This window comes from Amycolatopsis sp. WGS_07 (genome assembly GCF_045278895.1).
GTDB lineage: Bacteria > Actinomycetota > Actinomycetes > Mycobacteriales > Pseudonocardiaceae > Amycolatopsis.
Genome location: NZ_CP136053.1, coordinates 4461702 through 4473469, shown reverse-complemented (window position 1 = coordinate 4473469; position 11768 = coordinate 4461702). Strand labels below are relative to the sequence as shown.

Here is an 11768-nt window from a genome sequence, read left to right as displayed (position 1 = left end):
CGGGTCCTAGCACCCCTGCCGGGAAAGCCCGGAACAGCACATAATCGGGATATGCCCTCCACCGAAGCCCGCGAGCCGGCGGTGTCGAAGCCCTGGTTCGCGCGGGGCGCGGTCGCCGTGCTGCACAGCACCGCGCTGGGGCTGCTCGCGCCGGTCGAAGTGGCGCTTTTCGCGCTCCTGGCCTGCGCCGCTTCGCTGCTGGGCGTGGGCGTCGGGGTGTTCCTGATTCCCCCGGTCGTCTACGCCGTCCGCGCGGTGACCAATCTGCAGCGGAAACTGCACGGCACCTGGACCGGGCAGCAGGTGCCGGAACCGTATCTGCCGCTGCCCGAGGGCACGCGGTTCTTCCAGGTGTTCGCGCGCTTGCTGGCCGACCGTGCCACCTGGCGGGACACCGCCTGGCTGCTGGTGGACTGCACCATCGGCTGCCTGCTCACGCTGGCCCCGCTGGCCCTCGTGGTCGACGGCGTGCGCGGGCTGCTGATGCCGCTGTTCTACCCGGTGCTGGACGATCTGTGGCTCGGCGACTGGTACGTCGCTTTGCCGGTGGACGACCCGGCCGTCGCCTGGATCGCCGCCGTGCTGGGCCTGCTGCACTTCCCGCTCGTGCTGTGGGCCGCCCCGCATCTGCTGAAGCTGCACGCGGCGCTGGCGGCCAAATTCCTTTCCCCGTCCGAAAGCACCGTTCTCGCCCAGCGGGTACAGCATCTGACCACCACGCGGGACGACGCTGTCGGCCACCAGGCACTGGAGCTGCGCCGGATCGAACGCAACCTGCACGACGGCGCGCAGGCCCGGCTGGTGGCGATGGGCATGACGCTCGACGCGGCGGCGAAACTCGCCGAACGGCAGCCGGAGGCCGCGAAGAGCCTGATGGAGGAGGCCAAGGCGAGTTCGGTGAAGGCATTGCAGGAGCTGCGCGATCTGGTGCGCGGGATCCAGCCGCCGGTGCTGGTCGACCGCGGTCTCGCCGACGCGGTCCGCGAACTCGGGATGGAAGCCACCCTGGAGATGGAGACCAGCGTCGACCTCCCCGGCCGGTTCGCGCCCGCCGTCGAGACGGCCGCGTATTTCACCGTTTCCGAGGTGCTCAACAACGCGATGAAGCATTCCGGCGCGGATTCCGGGAAAATCGACGTCCACCATTCCGGCGGACGCCTGTCCATCACGGTCACCGACTACGGCAAGGGCGGCGCGGACCCGGCCAAGGGCACCGGGCTGCGGGAACTGGAGCGCAGGCTCGCCCCGCTGGACGGATTCCTCACCGTGCTCAGCCCGCTCGGAGGGCCGACCTCGGTGGTCATCGAGATCCCCTGCCAGCCGCTGGACAGTTGTCCGTGAAGGACTCCTTGAGGGAATCTGATTCCCGCAAGGAGTCCCTCACAGGCCCGGCCGGTCGAGGGCTGGCAGGGCCGAGACCCGCTCGTGGCAGGCCAGCGGGCAGGTTGCCGTCCGTGAAGGGGCCCATCATGGACGGCGGAGACAAACCGCCCGGGGCTTGAGCCGGACGGCCTGAGCCCGCTGACCGTCCACAAGGGACACCAGCGTTGGCTAGGTGCCCGATTTAGTCCCGTATGACCTTATCCGCCGGTCCGCGAGGGACCCCTTGAGGGAATCTGATTCCCGCAAGGAGTCCTTCACGGACGACAAGGCCGCGCCCGCCGGCAACTGGCGTCCTTTATGGACAGTCAGCAAGCCGGTGCCTCAGCGCCGCAGGTAGGCCAGTACCGCTTGCACCCGGCGGTTGCTGTCCTCGGACACCGGCAGCTGCAGTTTCGCCAGGATGTTGTTGATGTGCTTGGACACCGCCTTCTCCGTGACGTACAGCTCGGCGGCGATGTTGCTGTTGGACCGGCCCTCGGCGATCAGCCGGAGCACGTCGTTCTCCCTCGGGGTGAGGCTCTCCAGGGCGCGGTCGCGCGTGTTGTGCGTGAACAGCCTCGACACCACCTCGGGATCCATCATGGTGTTGCCCGCCGCGACCCCGCGCAGCACGTCGACGAAGTGGTCGCCGTCGAGCACCCGGTCCTTGAGCTGGTAGCCGACCGCGCCCGCGCCGTCGGCCAGCAGTTCGTTGACGTACAAGCGTTCGACGTACTGCGACAGCACCAGCACCGGCAGCCCGGGCACCTGGCGGCGCGCCTCGATCGCCGCGCGCAGGCCCTCGTCGGTGAACGACGGCGGCAGCCGGATGTCGACCACGCCGACGTCCGGTTTCTCGGTGACCAGCGCGTGCAGCAGATCCGGCCCGTTGTCGAGCGCCGCGACGATCGTCATCCCGTGCGCTTCGAGCAGCCGGACCAGCCCGTCGCGGAGCAGGAACTGGTCTTCGCCGATGACCACGCGCACAGAGCTTCACCTTTCGCCGCGGCAGTTCCGTTCCCGATTATAGGGCGCGGATTACCGGGCGAAGGCGCACATTCCGAGAGTTCCGCGAATCGGGTCGTAATCGGCGAGCACCTCGGGCGGATCGGCCCACAGGGCGGTGGCGGAGCGTCCTTCGGCGACCGCGCCGCCGGTCAGGCCGGGTCCGTAACGGTCTGCCGGAGCGAGCCGATCGGCCTCGGCGCGCGCGTCAGCCGGGTCGATCCCGGGCAGCATCGCGACGCGCGTACTGCCGGCACCGGACTCGAACAGCAGCGCCACCGCCGCGTCCGCCGGCGGACGCTCCCCCGCGTACGGCATTCCCCGCTGTTCCAGGACGAGGATCAGGACGCGGTGCATCGGCTTGCGCCGCGCGTATCCGGCCGCCACCCGCAGCGCGAGGAAACCGGCGAGCGGTCCTTGTCCGGACACCGAGTACGTCATCGGGCCGCCCGGCAGCACCGCAGTCAGGTTGACCGGGGCCGACAGGCGCGGGTCGAAATCGGGGCCGTCGTGCGCGACGACGACCAGGTCGATCGGCTCGGTGAACTGGCCGTCGAGCAGGTCCCGGGTCATCGAGATGAACGTGTTGCCTCGCACCCGTTCGACCAGCTCCGGTGAGTAGCCGACGTCGTGCCCAGTCGCCAGATCGGTGAAGTACCGCGTCATGATCGGACCGTCGAGCCGGTCGGTGCCGGACTCGAATCGCCGGTGCAGCACGGTCTTCAAGCCCATCGGCAGCACGGCGAACGGCGAAGTGCGCGTGGCCGCTTCGGGAGCACCAGCGCTGAACATCAGCCCTCCACGGCGGGAACCGGCAGCCGGTGCAACCGCTGACGGCGCAGCAGGTCCTCGGGCTGGTCTCGTTCACTGATCACATAGGACTGTCCATCATGGACCAAAACCTCGGCGGGATAGCCGTGGCTGAGGAACAGCACCGGCGACGCACTTGGGCCGTACGCGCCCGAGCGTTCCACGCCGATCAGGTCGCCCGGACGGACCGGCGGCAGCGGGATCTTCTTGCCCAGCACGTCGTTCGGCGTGCACAGCGGACCGGTGATCTGCCAGGTCTCGGTGGCCGGTTCGTCGATCCGGTTGAGCAGCCGCATCGGGAAATCGCGTTTGACGTAGGACCCGATCCCGACCGCCGCCATGTGGTGGTTGGTGCCGCCGTCGGCGACCGCGAAGTTCTGTCCCAGCGAGGCTTTGACGTACCGGACGCGCACGACGTAGGTGCCGCTCGTCGCGGTGAGGTAGCGACCGAGTTCCATCACCAGCCGCGTGTCCGGATGCCGCGTGGCGAACTCGTCGATCACCGGATTGAGCCGCGAGGTCAGCAGATCCAGGTCGAGATCGCGCTCCCCGTCGAAGTACGCCACGCCCAGCCCGCCGCCGACGTCCACCAGATCGAGCCGGAAACCCAGCCGGGCGGACAGCTGTTCGGCGAGCGCGAAGATGCGGGTGGTGTTCTCCACCACCGATTCCTCGCTGAGGATGCGCGTGCCCATGTACACCTGCACGCCCATGATCCGCACGTGCGCGTGCCGGGCGACCAGATCCTCGGCGGCGAACAGCTGATCCTCGTCGATGCCGAACTGGCGGGGCTTTCCGCCCATGGTCAGCCCGGAGCCCTTGACCGCGAAGCTCGGGTTGACCCGCAACGCGACCCGCGCCCGCACCCCGCGCTCCGCGGCGAGCCGGTCGATCAACGCCAGCTCCCCGAAGGATTCGCAGACGATCGCCGCGATGTCCTCGTCAAGGCAGGCTTCGAGTTCCGCCTGGCTCTTGCCGGGACCGAGGAAAATGATGTCCCGCGGTTCGACCCCGGCTCGCCGCGCGGTGCGCAGTTCGGCGAGGCTCGACACCTCCGCACGCGCCCCATTGTCGTGCAGCACCGCCAGAATCGACACGTTCGGATTCGACTTCAGCGAGAAGAAGACCTCCATGCTCGCGTGCAGCCCGCGCCGCAGCCGCGCCATCCGGCCGGCCAGCTCGCCGCCGTCGTAGACGAACAACGGGGTGCCGTGCCGGTCGGCCAGCTCGGTGATCCCGACGCCCTCGATCTCGAGTTCCGTACTCATCAGGTTCTGCTCCTAGTGTTCGAAGACCGTCGCGGAAAACGTCGAGCCGAGGCCGACCGAAACCATCAGGTAGCGCTCGCCAGGGTTCAGCAGCCCGAGCCGGGTCGCGGTGTGGTAGTTGAGAAACGGGTCCGCGCAGAAGCAATGCCCGGTGCGCGGGACGTTGCCGAGGAAGATCCGCTTGCGCGGCACCCCCATCGCGTCCGCCGCGCGGATCCAGGAGACCTTGTTGACGTTGTGCGGCAGCACGAGCGCGAGATCGCTCGCCGCGCACCCGGCGGCTTCGAGCGCGGCGCGGGTGACGTCGCCCAGCGCGTCCGGATAGATCTGCCGGAACACCTTGTTCTGCTCGTCGTTCGTGATGACCTCGCCGCCGGGCCCGCCGAGCGTGGTCGTCGCGTACCCGAGCAGCCGATCCCGTTGCCCGCCAGGGGCAACCAGCACCGCGGCGGTCCCCTCGCCCATCACCGCGACGTCCGGGATGAGCTGCGCGGCCGGGGTGAAAGCCTTCTCCCCGGCGAGAATCAACGCCAGCGCGTCCGGGTCGCCGTCCTGTTCGAGCAGCGCACCCGCGAGGTCGAGCGCGAGCAGCCCAGACGCGCACGCGTGGTCGGTGACGGTGAAAACAAGCGCGTTCCGCAGTCCGAGCCGCTGCCGCACCTCGGCCATCGGATCGAACGGATACGGCGACGCCGCGGGCACCGTCTTCGGCCGCAGCACATAGCGGACGCGCTCCTCAACCCCGGCGAACCCGTCGAGCTTCGCGACCGCGCCGAGCAGCATCTCGGTCTCGGACTCGGCCGACCGGCAGACCTCGGACAACCCGTAAATGCGCTGCAGCCTGCGCAACTGGGCATCGGTGAGGCCGAGCGCGTCCTGCAAGGTCGCGATCGGCACCGCGGCGGGCAGGTAACTGGACACAGACATCAGGCAGGTCACCTCGACAGCGTCCCAACCGGCACTGACGTGACGCTGACGCGCGGCTTTCCGACGCTGCTCACCACGTCATGACGGCGGTGAGCACATGCACCGCCCCCACGACCGAACTGCCCGCGATCATGCCCCGTTCCCCGCGGAACACCCCGATGCCGACGTCGCCCGCCTGCGCGACCGCGGCCGCGATCAGCACCACCGCACAGACTGGTCCAGACCAAATCAGCGGTACCACCGCGGCGGCACAGCCCAGCGGCACCGCTCTGACCGCATACATCCAACCGTAAAACTTCTCCCCGTTCGACGGGGCCGCACTGTGGCTCAACGCCGCCGGACGCACTGCCGCCACCACCGCGAAAACCACGCTGACCACCGCGAGCACGGCATTGGCCACCACCAGTACGATCATCGCACTCCTCAACTATTCACAGATTGAACTGTTCACTGATGATAGAGTACCGGGATGGCGACCGACAGCTCCTTGCCCGAGACCGCGGCGTTCCGGCTCATGGTGCTCGGCACCGACCTGGCCAACGAGTTCGCCGAGCACCTGCGCGAAACCGGGCTGACCCCCAAACACCTCGGGACGCTCGCCATGGTCAGCCAAGGCCTCGCCCGGACCCAGGACGACATCGCCCGGCTGATGCGGGTGAGCCCCAGCCTGGTCGTCCGGCTGGCGGACCAGCTGGAGCAACGCGGTCTCCTCGAACGGCGGCGGGACCCGGCCAACCGGCGCAAGCACATCCTCACCGTCACCGGGAAAGGCGAATCCCTGCTGGCCGAGATGGGTTCGCACGCGGCGGCCGTCGACGCCGAACTGAGCGCTCGGCTCGGACAGCGGCTCGGCGGCCAGCTGGACGAGGCGCTCGCGCGACTGATGGACAAGCTCGTCGAAGACCGCTCCCGCAAAAGTCCGTGAAGGACTCCTTGGGGGAATCAGATTCCCTCATGGAGTCCTTCACGCACCTCCGGATCGTACGGGAAGAATCTGCGCGCCGGCGTCCGCGCGGCTACCGTCGCAAGCATGCGCGTACTCGTCGCCGGGGCCTCGGGGTTCGTCGGCAGCCGGTTGTGCCCGGCGCTGGCCGAAGCCGGGCACGAAGTGCTCGCCATGACCCGCCACCCGGCGAAATACCGCGGCACCGGCGAACCGGTCCGCGGCGACGTCGCCGACATCGGTTCGCTGCGAGATGCCTTCAAAACCGTCGAAGCCGCCTACTACCTCGTGCATTCCCTCGACAGCGCAGACTTCCAGCGACGCGACGCCGACGCCGCCCGCGGGTTCGCTCGTGCCGCGGCGGAGGCGGGCGTTCGCCGGATCGTGTACCTCGGCGGGCTCGGCGACGACGCCGACTCGCTGTCCGAGCATCTGGCCAGCCGGCGCGAGGTCGAACGGCTGCTGGCGGAGACCGGGGTGCCGGTGACCGTGCTGCGCGCGGGGATCGTCATCGGGCACGGCGGGACGTCGTGGGAGCTGACCCGCCAGCTCGTCGAGCACCTGCCCGCGATGATCACCCCGCGCTGGGTCGGCACGCGCACCCAGCCGATCGCGCTCGCCGACGTCGTCCGCTATCTCGCCGCGGTGCTGGAGCATCCGGAGACCGAGGCGCGGACCTTCGACCTCGGCGGCCCGGAAGTGCTGACCTACCGGGACATGCTGCAGCGCCTCGCGGCGATCGAAGGCAGGCTGCTAGTGATCGTCCCAGTCCCGCTGCTCTCGCCCCGGCTGTCGTCCTACTGGCTTTCGCTGGTCACCGACATCGACGCCACGACCGGGCGCGCGCTGATCGAGTCGATGGGCAACGAGGTCGTCGTCCGCGACGACGCGATCCGCCGGATCGTCGAGTTCGAGCCGATGGGCTACGACGACGCCGTGCTGCAAGCGCTGGGCGAACGAGCGAAACAGCGGCGGGCCAAGTGAAAGCGTTCCTCACGGCGGTGACCGCGGCGGGCTCCGGGGTCCTGCGCGCGTCGCTGGCCAGCGAACCCGGCTCCCGCCGGTTCCGCGTACTGGCCGGGACGGTCGCGGCGACCTGGTTCGCCGGTGCGCGAGCGGCCGGGCCGGTGCCCCGCGGTCGTCCGGACGTCGTGCAGCCGGTGCTCGCGGGCGCGGGGGCGTTCGGGGTGTTCTACGGCTGTGCACTGGTCGCCCGCCGCATCCCGGTGTTGCGCCGCGCGATCACCGGCGTACTCAGCCACGGCTCGACGCCGACCGTGGTGACGACCGCGCTCGTGACAGGCGCCGCGGAAGAGGTCTTCTTCCGCGGCGCGCTTTACGACGCGTTCGGCGCGCGCGGGTCGACAGCGGCGTACGTGCTGTCGACGACCGCGACGCGGAACCCGGCGTTGGTGCTGGCGTCCGCGGTGATGGGGACGCTTTTCACGCTGCAGCGCCGCCGTGCCGGAGGCCTGCAGGCACCGGTGTTAACGCACGTGACCTGGTCGGCGCTGATGATCGGCTTCCTGCCGCGCCTGTTCGGCCCGCCGCTTGCTCAGCAGAGTCCACCCGATCAGCCCGGCGAAAGCGACCAGCAGCAACGCCTGTGACCAGCTCGCCGCCGTGTCGAACGGCAGCGTGTACACGCCCACGATGCGCAGCACGGAGTCGGCGATCAGCCCGAAGCCCCACACCAGCGAGACCTGGTACCAACGGCGGCGCCGAGCCGGATCCTGCGCCGTGGCCTCGAATTCACGCAGCTGAGCATCGCCGGCCGACTGGGCGAAGCGCCGTGCCGCGTAGTACGTGAGGGGACGGCGAAGCGCGCAGCTGCCGACTAGGACCACCCCCGAGACGAAGGTGGTCGCCGATTCCTTCGCCAGCAGCAGCCTCGGGTCGCCGGTGAGGAAGGTCAGCCCGAGGCCCAGGCCGAACATCAGCAAGAGGAACGTCGAGAACAGGTCGACCCGGCGCTGCTTCGCCGCGACCCAGACGGTCCGCGCTCCCGCGACGACGGTGCCGGCCAGCAGCGACACGTAGGCGCTCGCGCCGAGCAGCGTGACCGCGTAGTAGACGACGACCGGAAGGACGACGTCCAGGAACATCGTGGAGATCATCGAACGGGCGAACTTGGGCATGCCGTACTCCCCGATTTCGGCTTGGCTAATGGGATTCGCGGGGAACGCTACGGTCGCGGCCGGTCGCCGTCTTGGCTCCGCGGGGGTATCCCGGGTGGAGAAATCCGGGCTCCGGGTGGAGAGATTTCTCCACCCGCGGATACCCCGCGCACCGCAAGACCCCACGGGTGGTTCCGCCGTAGTTTTCTCGGCGTCGGAACGAAACTCGAAAGGCAGGGACAACTCATGAGCGGACCCGTGGAGGTCGTCCTGATCGTGGCGGCGGTCGGCTACCTGATGGTGCGGCGGATGATCGGCGAACCCGCGCAGGCCAAGCAGATGCTGATCCTGCCCGCGGTGCTGTCGGTGGTCGGCCTCAGCACGCTGTCCGGCGAGGTGAAGACCCCGGCGTCGCTGGTCTTCCTGGTCGGGACCGCGGCGATCAGCATCGTCCTCGGCGTCCTGCGCGGGGCCAGCGTGCGGATCTCCCGGCGCGACGGCACCGCCTTCGTCCGCTACACTGCGCTCACCGTCGGGCTGTGGGTGGCGAACATCGTGGTCAAGGTCGGCGTGAACCTCGCCCTCGACGCGTTCGACCCGCAGGACGCCGGCGGCGTGTCCAACAGCCTCATGCTCACCTTGGGCGTCGGCATCCTCGCCGAAGGACTGGTCGTGCTCTACCGCGCGCTCCGCGCCGGGCACCAGGTGATGTGGACCCAGGGCAAGGACGGCGCGCCCGCGCAGACCTCGCCGCTGCTGGACAACATCCAGCGCAACCTCACCGGCCGCGCGGCGCAGTGGGACACTCGCTCCCAGCACGACATGTCCGAACGCGACACTCGCCCGGCGAGGAGGAACCTGGTCCCATGAGCACGCCGGACCAGCGGGGCATCGCCCAGCTCGGGCGGTACCGGGACGAGCTGATCCAGCCCGCCCTCGTCCTCACCGCCATCGCCTGCACCGCCGTTCAGTGGCCGGACGCGCAGATCGCGTGCCGGCCATTGGCCTTGCCGCTGTTCGTGCTCGCCTCGATCGCCGCGCTCGCCTCGCTGCTGCCCTGGTCCCGGCTGGCCGAAAACCGGCAAATCGCCGCGATGAGCGCGTACATGCTGGTCAGCGCGCTGCTCATGCCGCTGGCGCACAGCACGTTCGCGGCGATGTTCCCGTTCGTCGCCGCGTCCGCCGCCGGGATCAAGCTCGCGTCCCGCCGGGCCGCGGTGACCATCGCGGTCGCCGGGGCGCTCGTCGCGGCCAGCGCGACCTGGGTGGCCGGCGCGCTGTCGCCGGGCCTGCTCCAGTGGCCGGTGTGGCAGACGCTTACGGTGGCCCTGCCGGTCGCGTTCGGCATCTCGCACCGCGACCGCCTCGACGCCATCCGCAACGCCCGGCTCGCCGCCGAGTCCGCCCAGCGCGCCCGCGAGTCCGAGGCCCGCGAGGCCGCGCTCATGGAGCGAGGCCGGATCGCCCGCGAGATTCACGACGTCCTCGGCCACTCGCTCTCCGGGATCGCGCTGCAGCTGGACATGGCCGACGCGTTGCGCGACAGCGGCCGCGAGGACGAGGCAGCCGCCGCCGTCCGAAAGGCGCGCGCCATCGCGGTCGACTCGATCAGCGAGACCCGCCGTGCGGTGCACGCGCTGCGCGAGGACACCCTGCCGTTACCCGAAACGTTGCGGCAGCTCGCCGAGAACGGGTCCGCGGAGTTCGTGCTCGAAGGCGAGGCAGGCGAGGTCGGCCCGGAGACCACGCACACCGTGGTCCGGGCCGCGCAGGAGGCGATGACCAACGCGGCGAAGCACGCGCCGGGCGCGACCCGCGAACTCCGGCTGGCCTTCACCGCCGGCCAGCTCAAGTTGACCGTGCACAACGGGCCCGCGACCGAACCCCGCCGCGCCGAACTGGCGGACGGTTCCGGGGTCGGGCTCGTCGGCATGCGCGAACGAGCCGCCCTGCTCGGCGGCACCCTGCGAGCAGGACCGGCCGACGGCGGCTGGACCGTGGAACTGGAGCTGCCCCGATGACTGACCGCCCCATCACTCTCGTCGTCGCCGACGACCAGGCGACCGTCCGCGAAGCGCTCGCGGTCATGCTCGACCTCGCCGAGGACGTCACCGTCGTGGCCACCGCGACCAACGGAGCCGAAGCCGTCGAAGCCGCGCGGCAGCACCAGCCGGACGTCGTGCTGATGGACCTGAACATGCCGGTGCTGGACGGGGCGGGCGCGACCGCGCGCATCCGCGAAACCCAGCCGGGCACCGCGGTTCTCGTGCTGACCACGTTCGACGACGACGAATCCATCCTGGCCGCGCTGCAGGCGGGCGCGAGCGGCTACCTCACCAAAGAGGCCGATCGCACCACCATCCTGCACGCCGTGCGCACCGCGGTGCAGGGCCAGGCCGTGCTCTCGCCCGAGGTGCAGCGGCGGCTGCTCGCGCTCGCCGCCAAACCGGCCGCGCCCGCCGAGCCGGACCTCGGGCTGACCGCGCGCGAACGGGAGATCCTCGGCCTGATCGGCGACGGCCTGCGCAATCCGGAGATCGCGGCCAAACTGGTGATCAGCGAGGCCACCGTGAAAACGCACATCAACAACCTTTTCGCCAAGGCCGGTTTCCACTCGCGCGCCGACGCGGTCCGCTACGCGCTCAACCACCAGCACGGCCGAAGCACGCAATAACCGAGCCAGGGCCGGAGATTTTCGCGGTTTCCGCGATGACGCAACAATGCCGCATCCGCGACGCCGCGACCGGACAGCCTGGGTCGCGAGGCGCACCATCCGAGGTGCCGCCCAGGCGCGAAGGAATATTCACCATGGTTCGATTCACCGGCCCGGATTCCCTTTCCGCTAGAGCGGCCAAGCCGTTCCTCGCCATCGCATTGACAATCGCCGCTTTGTTCGCGACCGCGAGCATCGCCACCGCGGCACCCGCCAAGACCGGAACCGTCAGCGCAACCGGCGCGAACGCCACGCCGCCGGTGTTCAACTGCAGTTATTACTCCCAGGTCCCGTTCCACGACGTCGCCTTCGGCTGCGCGGTCGGGGCCGGCGTGGTGCGGGTTTACCTGCTCTGTTCGGACAACTCCCGGATCGACGGCCCCGCCATGTACGCGGGTTACGTCTACCGATTCGTGCTTTCCTGCCCGGGCGTCCCGATGCGGACCATCAGCTGGGAATCCTTGGACTAACGGGGAAACGCGCCGGGGCGGCCATCCGGCGGGCCGCCCCGGCGCGCGTTTCCGGTCCGCTTGGCCGAAACTGCTCGGCCGTCATGCCGCAGATCCGCCCCGGCGGTTGCCGGGCCTGGCGAAAGGCAGCTAGACACGACCAGGTCCTGGCCC

Annotated in this window: 13 protein-coding genes and 1 pseudogene; 8 read left to right on the top strand and 6 right to left on the bottom strand. The window is 69.8% G+C overall.

Annotation, left to right across the window (positions count from 1 at the left end; translation table 11 throughout):
• Window positions 1-51: 51 nt before the first annotated feature.
• Window positions 52-1341: a sensor histidine kinase gene (locus RPX00_RS21270; protein ID WP_406641776.1), complete on the top strand. Its 1290-nt coding sequence runs from the start codon at window positions 52-54 to the stop codon at window positions 1339-1341.
• Window positions 1342-1704: 363 nt separating this feature from the next.
• Here RPX00_RS21270 and RPX00_RS21265 read toward each other — a convergent pair whose 3' ends face one another.
• The 5 genes from RPX00_RS21265 to RPX00_RS21245 form a co-directional block, all read right to left on the bottom strand.
• Window positions 1705-2349 carry a LuxR C-terminal-related transcriptional regulator gene (locus RPX00_RS21265; RefSeq protein ID WP_406641774.1) on the bottom strand — a complete coding sequence of 215 codons (645 nt, stop codon included), beginning with the start codon at window positions 2347-2349 and terminating at the stop codon, window positions 1705-1707.
• 51 nt (window positions 2350-2400) lie between these two features.
• Complete coding sequence (locus RPX00_RS21260; RefSeq protein ID WP_406641772.1) at window positions 2401-3159, bottom strand: hypothetical protein; 759 nt, start codon at window positions 3157-3159, stop codon at window positions 2401-2403.
• Window positions 3159-4445: a type III PLP-dependent enzyme gene (locus RPX00_RS21255; protein ID WP_406641770.1), complete on the bottom strand. Its 1287-nt coding sequence runs from the start codon at window positions 4443-4445 to the stop codon at window positions 3159-3161. The genes RPX00_RS21260 and RPX00_RS21255 overlap by 1 nt, the downstream gene beginning before the upstream one ends.
• A 12-nt stretch (window positions 4446-4457) precedes the next feature.
• The gene (locus RPX00_RS21250) at window positions 4458-5372 is read right to left on the bottom strand and encodes a 3-oxoacyl-[acyl-carrier-protein] synthase III C-terminal domain-containing protein (protein ID WP_406641769.1); all 915 of its coding nucleotides are present in this window, start codon (window positions 5370-5372) and stop codon (window positions 4458-4460) included.
• A 70-nt stretch (window positions 5373-5442) separates the two neighbouring features.
• Window positions 5443-5787, bottom strand: a complete 345-nt coding sequence (locus RPX00_RS21245) for a hypothetical protein (protein WP_406641767.1) — start codon at window positions 5785-5787, stop codon at window positions 5443-5445.
• Window positions 5788-5841: 54 nt separating this feature from the next.
• On the opposite strand from RPX00_RS21245, the gene RPX00_RS21240 reads away from it, so the two are divergent.
• The 3 genes from RPX00_RS21240 (at window position 5842) to RPX00_RS21230 (ending at window position 7925) form a co-directional block, all read left to right on the top strand.
• On the top strand, window positions 5842-6297 hold the full coding sequence (locus RPX00_RS21240) for a MarR family winged helix-turn-helix transcriptional regulator (protein WP_406641765.1): 456 nt from the start codon (window positions 5842-5844) through the stop codon (window positions 6295-6297).
• Between the two features lie 105 nt (window positions 6298-6402).
• Window positions 6403-7299: an NAD(P)H-binding protein gene (locus RPX00_RS21235; protein WP_406641763.1), complete on the top strand. Its 897-nt coding sequence runs from the start codon at window positions 6403-6405 to the stop codon at window positions 7297-7299.
• Window positions 7296-7925 (top strand): lysostaphin resistance A-like protein, encoded by a 630-nt coding sequence (locus tag RPX00_RS21230; RefSeq protein WP_406641762.1) that lies wholly within the window; start codon window positions 7296-7298, stop codon window positions 7923-7925. The genes RPX00_RS21235 and RPX00_RS21230 overlap by 4 nt, the downstream gene beginning before the upstream one ends.
• 9 nt (window positions 7926-7934) lie before the next feature.
• On the opposite strand, the pseudogene RPX00_RS21225 reads toward RPX00_RS21230, so the two are convergent.
• Window positions 7935-8420, bottom strand: a pseudogene (locus tag RPX00_RS21225) (VC0807 family protein); the annotation flags it as partial.
• A gap of 258 nt (window positions 8421-8678) precedes the next feature.
• Here RPX00_RS21225 and RPX00_RS21220 point away from each other — a divergent pair.
• From RPX00_RS21220 to RPX00_RS21205, 4 genes are all read left to right on the top strand, one after another.
• Window positions 8679-9302 (top strand): DUF1453 domain-containing protein, encoded by a 624-nt coding sequence (locus RPX00_RS21220; protein ID WP_406641760.1) that lies wholly within the window; start codon window positions 8679-8681, stop codon window positions 9300-9302.
• Complete coding sequence (locus RPX00_RS21215; protein WP_406641758.1) at window positions 9299-10453, top strand: sensor histidine kinase; 1155 nt, start codon at window positions 9299-9301, stop codon at window positions 10451-10453. The genes RPX00_RS21220 and RPX00_RS21215 overlap by 4 nt, the downstream gene beginning before the upstream one ends.
• Window positions 10450-11106, top strand: a complete 657-nt coding sequence (locus tag RPX00_RS21210; protein ID WP_406641757.1) for a response regulator — start codon at window positions 10450-10452, stop codon at window positions 11104-11106. The genes RPX00_RS21215 and RPX00_RS21210 overlap by 4 nt, the downstream gene beginning before the upstream one ends.
• A 134-nt stretch (window positions 11107-11240) precedes the next feature.
• The gene (locus tag RPX00_RS21205) at window positions 11241-11615 is read left to right on the top strand and encodes a hypothetical protein (protein ID WP_406641756.1); all 375 of its coding nucleotides are present in this window, start codon (window positions 11241-11243) and stop codon (window positions 11613-11615) included.
• Window positions 11616-11768 lie beyond the last annotated feature (153 nt).